Annotated in this window: 16 protein-coding genes; 9 read left to right on the top strand and 7 right to left on the bottom strand. The window is 52.7% G+C overall.

Annotated features, from left to right (window positions below):
- Nucleotides 1-16: 16 nt before the first annotated feature.
- Entirely contained in the window at nucleotides 17-1,342 is a 1,326-nt protein-coding gene (locus NYE74_RS19985; protein WP_341005140.1) for a phytoene desaturase family protein, read from the bottom strand.
- A gap of 269 nt (nucleotides 1,343-1,611) precedes the next feature.
- On the opposite strand from NYE74_RS19985, the gene NYE74_RS19980 reads away from it, so the two are divergent.
- The 3 genes from NYE74_RS19980 to NYE74_RS19970 all read left to right on the top strand — a co-directional run bounded on the left by NYE74_RS19980 (nucleotide 1,612) and on the right by NYE74_RS19970 (nucleotide 4,135).
- Nucleotides 1,612-2,034: a cell wall hydrolase gene (locus NYE74_RS19980; protein ID WP_341005139.1), complete on the top strand. Its 423-nt coding sequence runs from the start codon at nucleotides 1,612-1,614 to the stop codon at nucleotides 2,032-2,034.
- 62 nt (nucleotides 2,035-2,096) lie between these two features.
- Entirely contained in the window at nucleotides 2,097-2,546 is a 450-nt protein-coding gene (gene gerQ, locus NYE74_RS19975) for a spore coat protein GerQ (protein WP_036623022.1), read from the top strand.
- Nucleotides 2,547-2,815: 269 nt separating this feature from the next.
- On the top strand, nucleotides 2,816-4,135 hold the full coding sequence (locus NYE74_RS19970; RefSeq protein ID WP_036623021.1) for a hemolysin family protein: 1,320 nt from the start codon (nucleotides 2,816-2,818) through the stop codon (nucleotides 4,133-4,135).
- A 62-nt stretch (nucleotides 4,136-4,197) separates the two neighbouring features.
- On the opposite strand, the gene NYE74_RS19965 is transcribed toward NYE74_RS19970, so the two are convergent.
- The gene (locus NYE74_RS19965; RefSeq protein ID WP_036623019.1) at nucleotides 4,198-4,776 is read right to left on the bottom strand and encodes an RNA polymerase sigma factor; all 579 of its coding nucleotides are present in this window, start codon (nucleotides 4,774-4,776) and stop codon (nucleotides 4,198-4,200) included.
- Between the two features lie 262 nt (nucleotides 4,777-5,038).
- Between NYE74_RS19965 and NYE74_RS19960 the strand changes: the two genes are divergently transcribed.
- Entirely contained in the window at nucleotides 5,039-6,250 is a 1,212-nt protein-coding gene (locus NYE74_RS19960; RefSeq protein WP_036623017.1) for an MFS transporter, read from the top strand.
- 81 nt (nucleotides 6,251-6,331) lie between these two features.
- On the opposite strand, the gene NYE74_RS19955 is transcribed toward NYE74_RS19960, so the two are convergent.
- Nucleotides 6,332-7,564: an aminopeptidase gene (locus NYE74_RS19955; RefSeq protein ID WP_036623015.1), complete on the bottom strand. Its 1,233-nt coding sequence runs from the start codon at nucleotides 7,562-7,564 to the stop codon at nucleotides 6,332-6,334.
- An 89-nt stretch (nucleotides 7,565-7,653) separates the two neighbouring features.
- On the bottom strand, nucleotides 7,654-9,003 hold the full coding sequence (locus tag NYE74_RS19950) for a TrkH family potassium uptake protein (RefSeq protein WP_036623013.1): 1,350 nt from the start codon (nucleotides 9,001-9,003) through the stop codon (nucleotides 7,654-7,656).
- A 134-nt stretch (nucleotides 9,004-9,137) separates the two neighbouring features.
- Between NYE74_RS19950 and NYE74_RS19945 the strand changes: the two genes are divergently transcribed.
- The 3 genes from NYE74_RS19945 to NYE74_RS19935 all read left to right on the top strand — a co-directional run bounded on the left by NYE74_RS19945 (nucleotide 9,138) and on the right by NYE74_RS19935 (nucleotide 11,103).
- Entirely contained in the window at nucleotides 9,138-9,410 is a 273-nt protein-coding gene (locus NYE74_RS19945) for a hypothetical protein (RefSeq protein ID WP_341005138.1), read from the top strand.
- Nucleotides 9,411-9,461: 51 nt separating this feature from the next.
- Nucleotides 9,462-10,550 (top strand): AI-2E family transporter, encoded by a 1,089-nt coding sequence (locus NYE74_RS19940; protein ID WP_036623011.1) that lies wholly within the window; start codon nucleotides 9,462-9,464, stop codon nucleotides 10,548-10,550.
- Between the two features lie 85 nt (nucleotides 10,551-10,635).
- Nucleotides 10,636-11,103, top strand: a complete 468-nt coding sequence (locus NYE74_RS19935) for a hypothetical protein (protein WP_326043633.1) — start codon at nucleotides 10,636-10,638, stop codon at nucleotides 11,101-11,103.
- A gap of 68 nt (nucleotides 11,104-11,171) precedes the next feature.
- Here NYE74_RS19935 and trxA read toward each other — a convergent pair whose 3' ends face one another.
- Together trxA and NYE74_RS19925 are read right to left on the bottom strand one after the other, a co-directional pair.
- Complete coding sequence (gene trxA / locus NYE74_RS19930; RefSeq protein WP_326043634.1) at nucleotides 11,172-11,513, bottom strand: thioredoxin; 342 nt, start codon at nucleotides 11,511-11,513, stop codon at nucleotides 11,172-11,174.
- A complete protein-coding gene (locus tag NYE74_RS19925; protein ID WP_326043635.1) occupies nucleotides 11,485-11,883 on the bottom strand; it encodes a MerR family transcriptional regulator in 399 nt (132 codons plus the stop codon). Before NYE74_RS19925 ends, trxA begins: the two co-directional genes overlap by 29 nt.
- 191 nt (nucleotides 11,884-12,074) lie before the next feature.
- Between NYE74_RS19925 and NYE74_RS19920 the strand changes: the two genes are divergently transcribed.
- Complete coding sequence (locus NYE74_RS19920) at nucleotides 12,075-12,563, top strand: cysteine hydrolase family protein (protein WP_326043636.1); 489 nt, start codon at nucleotides 12,075-12,077, stop codon at nucleotides 12,561-12,563.
- A 71-nt stretch (nucleotides 12,564-12,634) separates the two neighbouring features.
- The gene (locus NYE74_RS19915) at nucleotides 12,635-13,069 is read left to right on the top strand and encodes an Rrf2 family transcriptional regulator (protein ID WP_036623003.1); all 435 of its coding nucleotides are present in this window, start codon (nucleotides 12,635-12,637) and stop codon (nucleotides 13,067-13,069) included.
- A gap of 313 nt (nucleotides 13,070-13,382) precedes the next feature.
- Here NYE74_RS19915 and NYE74_RS19910 read toward each other — a convergent pair whose 3' ends face one another.
- Nucleotides 13,383-14,297, bottom strand: a complete 915-nt coding sequence (locus NYE74_RS19910; RefSeq protein ID WP_341005136.1) for an IS1595 family transposase — start codon at nucleotides 14,295-14,297, stop codon at nucleotides 13,383-13,385.
- Nucleotides 14,298-14,462 lie beyond the last annotated feature (165 nt).

The raw sequence follows: 14,462 nt of genomic DNA, 5'->3' as shown, positions 1-14,462 counted from the left end.
TGTTTTTAAATCCCGATTAATGGGTATAAGCTTTGATTCGCACGTTATCCGCCAAAAGCGCCTGGGCTACCGTCCGCGCGCTGGAAAATGCGCGTTCGGCGAGTTCGCCTTTGCCTGTGCAGCCGTCGCCGCAGAAGTAAAACGGGACGCCGGCCAAGCGGTTGGGAAGCAGCTTGTTTGTGCAGATGTTTTTGACGCTGGCAACCATCGCTTTTTTGGAAACGCGTTTGACTTCGACAAAATCCCGCCAATCCGGGTAATACGTATCGAACAAGGCCTCCATCTGCGCGTTTTTTTGCTCCAGATACTGTTTCTTTTGTTCCTCATCCGCAAAGTCGTCATTCAAGTAGGCGATGCCCTGAAGCAGCTGGCCGTGCACCGGCGCAACCGTGAAGTCGGTCGCGGAAACGTCGCTGATGAATATTTTGTGATCCATGTCGCTAATGTAATGGAATGGACGGGCTACGACTTTTGAGAAGCCGACGTCATACACCAGCACCTCGGTAGGGGTGCAATCTTTGTACGGCTCAAGCGAAGCGGACCATGGCGAGTTTTCCAGCAGTTTGGCGACCTGCTGTACCGGCATCGCAAAAACAACCTGATCGTATTCTAAACGCTCCCGCGTTTTGGTGCGCAGCACAAACTTTCCGTCTTCCATGACAATCGACTCGACCGGCTCCTTCACGGAGATTTCCCAGTTTTCGTTGCCGCGGATCTTGTCGACCAACTGGCCTGTGATCGTCGCCCAACTGCCGAGAATATAGCTTACCGGCCGCTGGGAAAGGAACAGGTTATGATAGTATTCGGCGATGACTTCGCCGGGCACTTTCCTGGCTTCCTCCGGCGTTATGAAGAAATTGGAGCAGACCAGATGCGCCCACAGTTCTTTGACATCAGCTGAGGCGTGAGAATGCTCCAGATAGTCGCCCAACGTACGATGATGCTTCAATTGGTGGATGTTGCCGATGACCGCGGCGACCTCGCTGACGAATCGCACCTTCTCCATCGGCGTCAAAACCTCCGTCTTGACGATGTTGACAAAATCGAGCGGGGCGGCGGTCAACTGCCCGTGCTTGGCGTACATTACTTTGCGTTTATCGACCTGCTTGCTTTGAAATTTAAGGTCCAGCTCTTCTTCCATATGATGGAGCGTGTGTCTGTCGATTCCGTATACCGCATGCGCTCCGTAATTCAGCGTAAATCCCGATTTCTCATAAGTAAATGCCCGGCCGCCAAGCTGCGGACTCCGTTCAAACACCGTGCCTGCCGTCTCCTCGTTGCCCGATAAGTATGCCGCCGCCGTCAACCCGGCCAAGCCGCCGCCAATAATCGCGATTCTCATGTGGGGAACCTCCTAAAAGGTGTTGTGAAGCAAAACGCTTTATAAAGTAATCACCAAAACCATATAAAAAACATTTATTTACTTAACAGTATATGCTATTCGTGTAAGCGCGTCCATAGAAATAGCCACAAAATGTTCAATATTGTAATCGTATTCACAAGATGAATCCGCTTGCAGCTATTGACAAGGCTGTTTTTAGGGGATTAGACACCCGGATAGGCATTCGCACATACAATATAGCGTCAAGTAGGGAGGAAGGAGGGACGGGATTGGCGGTCATTAAAACAAACTCGGAAGACGTCAAGCTGCTGGCGCGCCTTATGCGCGCGGAAGCGGAAGGCGAGGGGGAGCAAGGGATGCTGATGGTTGGGAACGTAGGCGTTAACCGGATACTGGGCAATTGCCTTGATTTTCAGAATATACGCCTAATGAAGCAAATGGTGTTTCAATCCCCGGGCGGCTTTGAAGCGACGCAAAAAGGATACTTCTACCAAAGGGCCCGCGATCGGGATATCCGTTTAGCCCGGAGGGTGATAGGCGGAGAGCGGATACGGCCAGCGTCCAATGCGCTGTGGTTCTTCAGGCCCGCCGGCAATTGCCCGGGGACCTGGTACAATCAGCAGAATACCGGGCGTTTCAAATCGCATTGCTTCTTTGCCCCCAGCGCGCAAAATTGCCCGGGCGTTTATTAAGCGTACTTAGGCACGGCTAAGAAAGTGAAACCTAAGCAAGTAAATTGAGGAGGAATCGATACATGTTTACCCAGTCTTACCGGCCGGCTGCCTATCCCGCCGGCTACAACACCGCTCCGGCCCAAACCGGGGGGGCGGGTTTTGCGGCTCCGATGGGAGGCGGGGCAGTCGTCCCGCCGCAAGTGCCGAGCGGCAGTCCGATGACGCCCGGCGGCACGGTAGTGCCTTCGGCCATTCCGACGTTTGAGCAATCCTACATTGAAAATATTTTACGCCTGAATCTGGGGAAAGTCGGCACCTTTTATATGACATACGAAAACAACCGGGAATGGAATGCCAAAATATTTAAAGGCGTTCTCGAAGCCGCCGGCCGCGACCATATCATTATCAGCGAACCGGCCACCGGCCGGCGGATCATTTTGCTCATGGTCAACCTTGACTTTGCCACGTTTGATGAACCTTTGTATTATCAATATCCCGGCACCATCGGCGCCCCGCCGCCTACAAGATGAGATTAGGGCCCCCTCGCGAAAGGGGGTTCTTTTCATTTTTGCGGCCGGCGCGCCGGTAGCGGTGTCATACCGAAGCGTTTGACTGTGTAGTGTATAATAATATAATTAATAGTAATCATGGTTTATGCCGAAATATGCTGAAAGGGAGATGAATCCATTGGGAAGTTGACGCTGCTCCATATAGATGAAAAATACAAAATGATGTACAATTCCATACCGCGAAGGAGGTGCACCTATTCACCGCTGGATAGGCGGGAATAGGAAACGTATTGAGTGACCCTTTACCGAGTCTTCTGCATGTAGGACTGATGGTGCTGCTGGTATTGCTGAACGGATTTTTCGTGTCCGCCGAATTTGCGATCGTCAAGGTCCGAAGCTCCCGCATTGACGCGATGGTGGAGGAAGGGCGAAGGAGAGCCGCGATCGTAAAAAGGCATTTGGATCATCTGGACGGTTACTTATCGGCGTGCCAGGTGGGCATCACGCTCAGCTCGCTGGGGCTGGGGTGGCTGGGCGAGCCGGTTGTGGCCCGGCTGCTAAGCCCGCTGTTTGAACTGACGGGTCTGGGCGAAAGGCCGGTTTATCTCATCTCGTTAACGGTTGCTTTTATTCTCATCGCCGTCTTGCACATCGTTCTGGGAGAGCTCTCCCCGAAAACGATCGCCGTCCGCAAGGCGGAAACCATCACATTATGGTTTGCCTGGCCGATGCTGCTGTTTTACCGTATCATGTATCCGTTCATTTGGATTCTGAACCATCTGTCGTCCGGCCTCTTGCGTCTGTTTAAGATTTCGCCGGTTTCGGGGCAGGACTCCGTGCATACGGAGGAAGAAATCCGGGTCATGATGAAGGAAAGCAGCGAAAGCGGCTTGATCGACAGCACGGAGATGTCGCTTGTAGACAACATTTTTGAATTCGCCGATACGACGGCGCGGGAAATTATGATTCCCCGGACCGAAATGATTTGCCTTTATACCCAGCATTCGCTGGAGGAAAACCTGGAAATCGCCTTGGAAGGCACAAGAACCCGATATCCCGTATGTCATCGGGATAAGGACCATATTATCGGATTTATCCATATTAAAGATTTGATCCGCTCGAATACCCGGAATTTGCGCGACCTGATCCGGCCGATCATGGCGGTCCCGGAATCCATCCAGATCAGCGATTTGATGAAACGGATGCAGCGGGGAAGAACGCAGATCGCCATCTTGATCGACGAATACGGGGGAACCTCCGGCATGGTGACGCTTGAAGATATCGTCGAAGAAATCGTCGGCGAAATTCAAGATGAGTTCGACGAGGAACGTCCCGGAATCGAGCAGGTTGAACCGGGCGTCTATTCCGTGGACGGACTCATGCTGATCGAATCGATCAATGACCGGTTTGGTCTGGAACTCGACTCCGACGATTACGATACGATTGGCGGGTGGCTTTATTCCCGGATCGAGATTTTGCCGCCGCAGGTGGGCCAAACCGTGGAATACGGCGAATTTGTTTATGTGGTGGAAGAAACCGACAACAAGAGAATTTCACGCGTCAAATTAATCCGGCAGCAGCTTCAGCCGCTGGAAGAGGCCGGCGCATAACATACAGAAGGCTGCCCCTTAGGTCAACTTGACCTAAAGGGGCAGCCTCGTTTTGGTTCCGTTTACGTATGCCGGCTTCTTTCCCATTCGTTATATAGCTTTTTCTTGATGCCTTCCCGGGTGCGGAACAGCCGCTGCCGGACGATATTTTCGCAAACGCCCAGCTTATCGGCGATTTCCCTGTAGCTTAACCCCAGCCGCCAGCGGTATTCGACCATGATGCGGTACTCCGGCTTCAAGCGGCGCAAATACGTAACGATCGCTTCTTCCATCAGCTTCGTCTCTACCGAGTCCTCGACGGAGCCGTCTTTCCAGGAGGCGGCAGCCAACTCGCCGATGGCGGATGTCTGCTCCAAATTTTGCATATACTTTTTGTTCTTGCGCAGATAGGTGATCGCCATATTGCGGGATACTGTCCTTAGCCAAGCCCGCAAGCTCGCTTCCGCCTTAAAGACGGGCTTCTTCAGCATAACCTTCAGGAAGGCCTCCTGGATGATGTCCTCCGTGGCCTGATGATCCTTGACAATAAGATAGATGGTGCCGTATACCCATTCATAAAATGCTTCGTACACTTGTTTTTGCTCGTCCTCGTCCAACTCCGAATAATTGGCGGACAGCAGGCACTGCAACCGGTTTGGCATGCGTTCCCTCTCATCTCCGCTAAAAACGATTCTATGGTAACTCTATCGGATGCTCTAGTCATTCGGATGCTCTATTCATTTTACTCTATCAACCAATGATTAGGTACTATTTTCCATAAATAAAACAAACTTGTCATTTGTTCGTGATACGGATGACGCTGCCTAAGGGAATCGATTACAATAGAAAGGGTGTGTCAAAAATATAACCTGCTCCGTAAGGTTCGGGGCGGGGAGAGCATCGTAATGCACGGAGGGAGAGAACATGAAAAGATTAATCTGGCTGGGATGCTGGTCATACCTGCTGATCGGCCTAGCTCATGTCGTCGTCGGCTCTTTGATGCCTAATCTGCTGGAACAATACGGCAAAGATTACAGCGCGGGAGGCAGCCTTATTTTTGCTCAATTCGCCGGATTTTTGGTCGGCGTGCTGGTTTCGCCGCTGCTGCTGGCCAAATTCGGTAAAATTTACGGACTGTTGATTGCCACGGGGATGCTTTGCACTGCGGAGGTTTGCTATTCGCTGCTGCCGCCTTGGGAATGGATGTACGCCATCGGGGCCGTGGCGGGGTTTGGATTCGGGATGATCGAGGCGGTGATCGGCACGATCATTCTCGTTGCGGTGACGGAAGGCACTGCGGTCGCCATGAGCCGGCTGGAGGTGTTTTTCGGGCTGGGCGCGCTGTTGATGCCGGTGGCCGCGGGATTTTTCATCCGCGCGGAGGCGTGGCGGTTTTCGTTCCTGGTCGTGGCCGGTTTGGCGTTTATCATGCTGTTTGCCTGGGGCAGGGGAAACTTCGGCGAATTCCGCGGCGCGCTGTATGCCAAAGGGAAGCGGCAGGATAAGAAGGGAGGATGGCTGAAGCAGTACCAGGGGGCCCGGGGACTGCTGCTCGCCGTATTTATCGTGTTTTTCTTTTTTTACGTCGGCACCGAAATGAGCTTCGTCAACTTCCTGCCGTCGCTGCTGATCGAGAAGCTGGGGCTTGATAAACCAACTGCGGCGTTCAGCGTCACGCTGTTTTGGATCGCGATGACCTGCGGCCGTCTGGTCGCCGGCATCATTGCAGAAAAAATCTCCTACAGCCGTTATGTGCTCTGGAGCTGCATCGTCAGCTTTGCGCTGATTGCGCTGTTTTCCTTGACCGGGGGGAAGGTCGTTACATATATCCTCATATTGCTGTTTGGTCTGTTTATGTCCGGGCTGTTTTCGATCGCGCTCGTATTTGCCAATAAGCTGCTGGTCGGAGCCGAGGAGTCGACGCCAAGCCTGCTGATCGCATCCGGGGGAGTAGGGGGAGCCGTTCTGCCGTTGATCATGGGGAAAACGATGGATCTGGGCGGTGCTTACGCCTCGTCCTGGCTGCTGGCCGGCTTTCTGATGCTGCTCGCGCTGCTGAGCATCTTCGCCGTGTTCATTCAGCGAAGCCGGGGCAGCGCGCTGGCCGCCGCCGTATCGGCCGAAAGCAACGGGTAGCGTTTCGCACAAAAAAAAGCAGCCGTCATCCGGAATCCGATTCCAGGTGGCGGCTGCTTTGTACTTATTGGCGGTGATCAATCAAAAAGCCCAGTTGCCTTTGGCGAAAATCGGTTCTTCCTTGCCGTCCTCCGCAATCCCGAAAATGTCCATCTCGGCCGAGCCGACCATAAAGTCTTCGTGCGCCAAGCTGGAATTCAGGCCGCGCTGCTCCAGCTCTTCCTTGGACATCGATTTTCCGCCCTCCAGATTGAAGGCATACGCGTTGCCGATCGCCAAATGATTGGAGGCATTTTCGTCGAACAGCGTGTTGTAAAACAGAATGCCGGACTGAGAAATCGGGGAGCTGTGCGGCACCAAGGCCACCTCGCCCAGATAATGGGAGCCTTCGTCCAGTTCGACCAGCTGCTTCAATACGTCCTGGCCGACTTCCGCCTTGTAATCGACGATCCGGCCGTTTTCGAACGTCAGCGAAAAGCGGTCCACGATCGTGCCGCGATAGCTTAACGGCTTGGTGCTGGACACGGTTCCGTTGACGCCGGTTTTCAGCGGAGCGGTGAACACTTCCTCGGTGGGCAGGTTGGCCAAAAACGTATGCCCTTTGGCGTTAATGCTTTCGGCGGCAACCCAGAGATGGCCTTCCGGCAGCTCGATCGTCAGATCGGTCCCGGGAGCTATGTAATGAAGCTTCTTATATTTTTTGGCGTTTAAATAATTGGACTTCTGCTTCAGATTGGCGATATGCTCTTCCCAGGCCGCGATCGGATCAAGACGGTCCAGACGGACGGTGCGGAAAATGGCTTCCCAAAGCGCGTCGATCTGCTGCTCCGCGGGAAGATCCGGGAACACTTTGGCCGCCCAGGCCTTGGAAGGGACGGCAACGATCGACCAGCTGAATTTATCGGACATTTGCATTTCCCGATATTTGCTCATCGCCTTGCCGTAAGTTTTCTGGTGATTGGTTAACCGCTGTGTGGACACGCCGCTGAGCAAATCGGGGTCCGAGGACATGACATGCAGGACGGCAGCGCCGTTTTCCACGTACTCGAGCATCTCTCCCGCATACCATTTCGGTTCGTCCAGGAAAGATTCCTCAGCAGCCATATCGTATCTCAGGCGGGTAACCGTGTCGTCACTCCAGTTGACTTTGACGAACCGGGCCCCGGTTTCATAGGCTTTCTTCACGATCAGCCGCACCAGCTCGGCGGAATCGATCGCACAGTTGATGATCAAAGTTTGGCCTTGTTGAATGTTTACGCCGACCTTTACGGCCAGCTCAGCGTATTTTTCCAATTTTGTTTGAAAATCTGACATGGATTAGCCTCCGTTTTTTACAATTTGGTTATTGTTTTATCATACATCATTCTTCAAGATTTTAGTAATAAACCGGGTCCCAGGCCGCTTTAGCCGATAATTATTTTCCCTTCGGGGTAACGCAGCAGCTCTTTTTTCGATTTCGACGTGAACGCATATGCGAGCGTAAGCGGCCCGATCCGTCCCAGGAACATAACGGCGCAAAGAATCCATTTGCTGATGTTTCTGAGCTCGGGGGTTAAGTCCAGGCTTAAGCCGGCGGTCGCAAATGCGGACGTCGCCTCGAACAGCAGCGGCAAAAAGGCATGGTCTTCCAGCGCGGAGAGCGCCATCCCCACAAAAACGACGAGAAACATGGCCAGCCAGGTTTGGGTGATCGCTTTGATGATCGATTCTTTGGATAAACGCTCGCGGAAAAAGACGATATCTTCCTTGCCGCGAATCATGGCGTAAATGGCTCCCAGCAAAATGGCGAATACCGTCACCTTGATTCCGCCGCCCGTAGAACCCGGCGCCGCGCCGATGAACATCAGCAGAATAAGCAAAAATTGGCTGGACTGCTCCATATCCGACACGCTGACGGTGCTGAGCCCCCCGGATCTCGCACTGACGGAATGAAAAAAGGCGGCCATGGTCCGGTTCGTCCAGCTCATCGGCTGCAGCGTATGCGGATTGGAGGATTCGATGGCGAGCATAGTCAGCGCCCCGACCACCGTCAGGATCAGAGTCATGGTCAGCACGACCTTGGAATGCAGGGTCAGCCGGCGCGTACGGCGGTAGCTGACCAAGTCGGAAATGACGATAAAGCCGATTCCGCCAAGAACAATGAGCGCCATAACGACGATATTGACAAACGGATCGCCGGCGTATTCCGCCAGCCCGCTGAACGGGCCGTGGATTTTTCCGAACAAATCAAACCCGGCGTTGTTAAAGATCGACACACTGTGAAACACGCCAAAGTAGAGGGCCTGGCCCAAAGGCATGTCCCGAAAAAATCTCGCGGCCAGGAGCAGCGCGCCGACGAACTCGATGCTGAAGGTATAGACGCAAATTTTAATGATTAACTGCAGCAGTCCTCCGATCGCATTGTAGTTCAGCGTTTCCTGCAGAACGAGACGGTCGCGCAAGGAAATGCGGCGATTAAAAGCGAGCGAGATCAGCGTGCCGATGGTCGTAAAACCTAAACCTCCGATCTGGACCAGCAGCAGGATCACGATTTGACCGAACAGCGAAAACTGCGTTCCCGTATCCACAACGGCCAGTCCGGTTACACAGGTGGCCGAGGTCGCCGTAAAAAAGGCGTCCGTCAGCCCCAGTTTTTTGCCTCCGGCCGAAGCCGGTCCCAGCGAAAGGAGAAAAGCGCCGATCGTGATCGTGAGCGCAAATCCGAAGGTCAGCACTTTTGCGGGAGACAGCATGTTTTTTTTGCGTTTAGACATGGAATCCACCTTTACTCTTGTTGTACCGAATACCGATATTGATCTTGCCATAAAACATGGTACGATATTGCAGTAAGGTTGTACAGGCATTACACAAGACAAAAAATGCGAATCCGGGTAAAGGAGTACAAATGATGGAAGAATTAACGATTGTGGAAGCCCAAATGAAGAAACAGGAGGACGGATCCTACATCGGCAAAACCGTCTTTCAAGTAAGCTCCCATAAAGCGGGATATGAAATCGCCTTTTACAGCAAGGACGGGGGAGATTGGGATTACAGCCTGCATTATGCGAGCGAACCCGGCATTGAAGAGCAGTTCATGGCTGTAGACACAAGAATCGAAGAGGATGACGAATGGTTTGATTCGCTTCTCGATGCCGCATGGGATACGTTGGCGGAGGAATGAGATTGGCCGTGTACGCACGATCTTCCCACAAGAGAGGAGGGGACAACTTCTATGATGCAACATCCTTTTTATCGCACTTCGCTGGGGATTATCATGCTGCTGACGATCATTTATTTGCTGTCCAAGGTCAGTTTCATTTTTAATCCTTTCGTCACCCTGGTGCAGATTCTTATCGTCCCCTTGACGATTTCCGGGTTCCTTTACTATTTGCTGCGCCCAATCGTGCAATTTCTGGAGCGGAAAAAATGGAACCGGGTGCTGTCGATTCTGTTGATCTACCTTCTTTTTGCCGGAGTGGTTACGATCTTTTTTATGGTCGTTTGGCCGCCGCTGCAAAAGCAGCTGTTCGAGTTTATGAACAACGTTCCGAAACTCATGGCCAGCTTGCAGGAGCAAATGAACGAAATCCGCCGCAGCCGGTATTTTTCGTTTGTTACAAGCGAAGGCAGTCCGGAAGTGATGAACAAGGTGACCGAATACCTCAATTCCGCGTTGAATACGGTCAGCGGATACGTATCGCATGTATTTAGCTTTTTGAACAATTTTGTGATCATCGTGGGGACCGTGCCGATTTTTCTGTATTACATGCTGAAACAAGACGATAGGGTAACGCCTTCTTTGGTGCGGATGCTTCCGGTCCGTTACCGGATCGACGGCGAGCAGGTGATCCATGAGGTCGACAATATGCTGAAGGGGTTCATCGCCGGCCGGATGATCAGCGCCATGCTGCTGGCCGTTATGGGTTTCATCGGCTTTTGGCTGATCGGTTTGCCGTACCCGCTGCTGCTGGCCATCGTCATGGCCCTGTTTAACTTTATTCCTTATTTTGGCGCGCTGCTCGGCGCCATCCCTTGCGTTATCGTCGCGTTTACCGTTTCGCCGTCAATGGTGCTTTGGGTCATCATCATCGTCGTTGCCGCCCAACAGATCGAAGGTAATTTGATTTCTCCGTATATTTACGGGAAAACGATCAACATTCATCCGCTAACCACGATCGTGCTGTTGTTGATCGCCGGCGATTTCATGGGCATCCTGGGCATGATCCTGGCCATACCGCTTTATATGACGCTTAAAATTATCGTGATCAAAGCTTACCGGCTGTACATCGCCCAAAAGGTAGACAAGCTGCCGGAAGCGTGATGAATATCATATCTCCAGATGCCCTGCATGCGAGATGATTTTAGCGTAAACCAAACGATCATTATTTAGCTCGGGGGATGAGAGTATGGCAGTAACTGCCAAGTCCGGGAAGTATTTTTACGCGTGGAGCAAAATACTTGCCGACGGATCGTTTTACCTGCCGGATCAAGCCCTGCAGGAGTATGGTATTCAACCGGATTCCCAGATCATTTTAATGACGGGACGCAACACGGTCCGGGGCTTCAGCGTGGTATGCAAGGAAATGATCGCAAATTCGCCGCTGGCGGCCGTCTTCGCCAGCATTCCCCAACTTCGGCAACTTGCCGTTCCCGAGGGGGAGACGATTACGTTTAAAGAACGGACATTCTGTTGGGTTCATTTGAACTGTAACCGCTATTTTACGCTGCCGCCCGGGACGTGGGAGCAATTCGGCCTGAAGCCGGGGGATCGGCTGCTCAGTTTGCGGGCTACGCATTTGGCGTTTAACAACTTATTGGAAGGTCCGTTCATCGAGCAAGCCAAACAAATCCCTGATCTGGCCGCCTACGGATAAAAAGCTGCCGCCTTGCCCCTTCTTGAACGAGGGAGCAGGGCGGCAGCTTTTTGCGGTTGGTTTGTCGTTTACTGTACCTGGCCCGCGTCCCCACGGTATTTGTGGATCAGTTCCCGGTACGCGTCTTTGGGTCTTAAGCCGATCAGCTTCTCCACCGGCTCTCCGCCGCGGAAGAAGATAACCGTAGGCATCGACATGACTCCGTATTGCGATGCCAGTTCCGGATGATCGTCGCAGTTTACTTGAAGCAGGGGAACGGCTCCTTGAAATTCCTCGTGCAGCTCTTCCAGAATCGGTGAGAGCACCTTGCACGGAGGGCACCACGGAGCGTCAAAGTCGGCGAGCACCAATTCCGCGGCCGCACTTTCCCGGTTGAATTCGTTAGCATCGGCGATCCGTCTGATCGTCATATTCCATCATCTCCATTTCGGGATTTTCTTCTAAAATGTAGTGAATCCGTTCTTCCAGATTTGACTTGATCGTTTGCAGCAGCTCAATTTGCTCGGTAATCTCCTTCAGCTTGCTGCGGTACACCGGCATAATCTCCCGGCAAAACGCTTCTTTGCTTGTCATTACGCATTGCAGAAAACCGGCGATTTCCTGCGTGGTCAGGCCGAGGCTCAAATAAAACTGAATCGTTTTTACCTGCTCGGCGGTCAAGCTGTGATAATCGCGATATCCGTTGTTTAGCCGCTTTGAGGTGATCAGCCCTTGCTCCTCGTAATATCTAAGGGAACGGATGCTGACGCCGGTCGCCTTCGACAATTCTCCAATTTTCATAAAACCTAACCTCACCTGCCTTCCGGATTCATTATAAACCCTGACACTAATGTGAGGGTCAATAGGTTGGCCGTTATTTTTCGCCAGAGACGAGAAGGATGTTATGGCAAGGCTTAATCTTGGGCCCGGAAGTGTGTATAATGAAAGGAATGATTGACCCCAAAATGAGCGTTTGACGAGGAGGCACGCCAATGAAACCGGCTTTATTAATCATCGACATGCAGAAGGGCCTTTTGAGCGGTCCGCGGCTGCAAAGCGAGCTGTCCGTAGCTAGCGAGTATATTAACGCCGTGGCCGACTTGTTCCGGGACACCGGCAGACCGGTCGTGGTGGTGCAGGATACGGAAATGGGCGAGCATTCGCCCGGATTTGAGGTGACTCCGGAAATTAGGCTTGACGATTCGGATCTCCGCATTTCGAAGGAATGGAACAACGCCTTTTGGAAAACCGATTTGGAGCAGCTGCTGCGGGATAAGGAAACCGACTTTGTCGTCGTCTGCGGTTTTGCTGCGGAACATTGCGTAACCTTTACGTTTAACGGCGCCCGCGAGAGGGGCTTTGGGGCGGCGATCCTGCAAAAAGGCATTCTCGGCGAACATCCGGATGCAGTGTCCGGCGTATATCGGGACCGCAGTTTGATCAGCTATGCCGTTATCCATGCTTTGTTGAAAAATCAATGACTATGATTATTGACACCCCGGTCAATTTGTAACTAATATTGTTACTGATGCTTGAAAAGGGGGATACACGCTTGACGATCAGCTCCAGATTTTCCGTGGCCATTCACATTTTGTCCCTGCTTGAAATCAATAAGGACGGGGTTAGTACATCGGAGTATATCTCCGGCAGCGTGAATACGAATCCGGTCGTTATTCGCCGTATTATGAGCATGTTGAATAAAGCCGGGCTGGTGGAAGTTCGCCCCGGCGTGGCCGGCACCAAGCTATCCCGCAAGCTGTGCGACATTACGCTGCTCGATATTTACCGCGCGGTGCATGTCGTGGAGGAGGACGGGTTGTTTGCGGTACACGATCACCCCAACCCGGATTGCCCGGTCGGCCGAAATATTCAGTCTGCGATCGAGCCGATCTTCTCCATGGCGCAAAAAGCGTTGGAGAAAACGTTGGAAGCCGTGACGCTGCAGGATATCGTCGAGGATATTTCCGCAAAAACGCCGGTGGTGTAAGTGCAAACTGAATCAACATCCGCTGTCCGACGCTTTGCACGATTATCCCGTTTGATCAGGAAGCAGCGAAGAAGATAAATTCAGGAGAAAGAGATATATTGGGGAAAGGATACTTTTGGGATCGGTAGATATGTTTTTGAGAAGCAGACCTGTTCTAGATCAATAGATAGGTTTGGGAGAAGGAGGTTTAGGAGAAGTGAAGCAGACCTGACGAGAGGGATGGGGCAAGACACCGAAAAAAAATGAAAAGACCGGGATCTTGCTGCAGCCTGGATCCGTTTGCAGTAACGTCTGAAACGTTCAAGCGCCACGATCAGGCCGCAGCCGCAAGGGGCTGGTACGGTTGGCGCGCGATCAGCCGGCGGTAAGGAATCGCCGGAATCGCCACACACATTTGCAGAAACTTCTGCCGCATCGTTTCTTCCGCTCTGGGCAGTCCTCCGGGCAGGCGCAGACGGCGGCGCCCGGTGTACTCGTTCAGGTACGCCTGCAGATGCTTCAGTCCCAAGGCTCCATACGTACTCTTCAGCGATTCCCACGCCTCTCTCACCACTCTCCGCAAGGGCGTATACAGCCGAAAGGCCTGAGGGAACAGCTGTACCGCCGATGTACGGACATCCACATGCCCGCTAATAAAAGCGGTTAGATCGTGACGGTTTGCCATTTTCCCGTCTCCCCGCTTATACGGCACCAGGCGGATTTTAACCTGCTCCGGCTCGCCCGACTCCGTGACCGTGCATCCCGCTACGACCGCCGAGGCGTACGGATGCGAAAGCTGACACCGGGACGGATTACGCCCATACTGATCGCTGTTCACCTTCACGTCTCCGGAGAGCAGCTCCCGGGCATCGAACTCCCCCACGGCATGACGTATTTTGTGCAGCACTAACCAGGCGGTTTTGTAGGCGACACGGATCTCCTTGCGCAGCCGCAGCGCTGAGATGCCGCCCTCAAGCAGGAATAACTCCAGGGCCTGGAACCACTTCACCAAGGGGAGATGCGTTCCTTCAAAAATCGTGCCGACCAAAGGCGATGTTTGATGCTTGCACTTTCCGCACTCGAACAAGGGGATATGCCGGGAGGTCAGACGGCTGCACCGGGTGTGAGCGCAGCGCGGGCAGACAAAGCCGCTGGGCCACTTCATCGCGATTAGCGCTTCCATGCAGTCCTGCTCGCTGTTAAAACGGCTGCTGAATGATTGAAGTTCCGTGCCCGCATTGATCTCCATGTTTACTCTCCCCCGAATTAAGAATATACGAACATTAGTTCCATTTATTTCATTATACCAAACACACGTTCCCTTATCAAGCCGAAAATCTCACCTAAACCGCCTCATTTTTCCCCCCTTTCTTTTTCTTCACGCTTTTTTTGGAACCCTTGCTCTGGCCCCAAT

The organism is Paenibacillus sp. FSL P4-0127 (assembly GCF_038007325.1).
Classification (GTDB): domain Bacteria; phylum Bacillota; class Bacilli; order Paenibacillales; family Paenibacillaceae; genus Fontibacillus; species Fontibacillus macerans.
The sequence above is the reverse complement of the archived record's forward strand: the minus strand, read 5'-3'. Positions and strand labels throughout refer to the sequence as shown.

Coding starts and splice junctions, on each gene's coding strand:
- NYE74_RS19910 (WP_341005136.1), bottom strand. CDS start 14,297: ATGGAGATCAATGCGGGCACGGAACTTCAATCATTCAGCAGCCGTTTT.
- NYE74_RS19945 (WP_341005138.1), top strand. CDS start 9,138: ATGGAAGAATTAACGATTGTGGAAGCCCAAATGAAGAAACAGGAGGAC.
- NYE74_RS19950 (WP_036623013.1), bottom strand. CDS start 9,003: ATGTCTAAACGCAAAAAAAACATGCTGTCTCCCGCAAAAGTGCTGACC.
- NYE74_RS19935 (WP_326043633.1), top strand. CDS start 10,636: ATGGCAGTAACTGCCAAGTCCGGGAAGTATTTTTACGCGTGGAGCAAA.
- NYE74_RS19940 (WP_036623011.1), top strand. CDS start 9,462: ATGATGCAACATCCTTTTTATCGCACTTCGCTGGGGATTATCATGCTG.
- NYE74_RS19920 (WP_326043636.1), top strand. CDS start 12,075: ATGAAACCGGCTTTATTAATCATCGACATGCAGAAGGGCCTTTTGAGC.
- NYE74_RS19985 (WP_341005140.1), bottom strand. CDS start 1,342: ATGAGAATCGCGATTATTGGCGGCGGCTTGGCCGGGTTGACGGCGGCG.
- NYE74_RS19925 (WP_326043635.1), bottom strand. CDS start 11,883: ATGAAAATTGGAGAATTGTCGAAGGCGACCGGCGTCAGCATCCGTTCC.
- NYE74_RS19965 (WP_036623019.1), bottom strand. CDS start 4,776: ATGCCAAACCGGTTGCAGTGCCTGCTGTCCGCCAATTATTCGGAGTTG.
- NYE74_RS19960 (WP_036623017.1), top strand. CDS start 5,039: ATGAAAAGATTAATCTGGCTGGGATGCTGGTCATACCTGCTGATCGGC.
- gerQ (WP_036623022.1), top strand. CDS start 2,097: ATGTTTACCCAGTCTTACCGGCCGGCTGCCTATCCCGCCGGCTACAAC.
- NYE74_RS19955 (WP_036623015.1), bottom strand. CDS start 7,564: ATGTCAGATTTTCAAACAAAATTGGAAAAATACGCTGAGCTGGCCGTA.
- trxA (WP_326043634.1), bottom strand. CDS start 11,513: ATGACGATCAGACGGATCGCCGATGCTAACGAATTCAACCGGGAAAGT.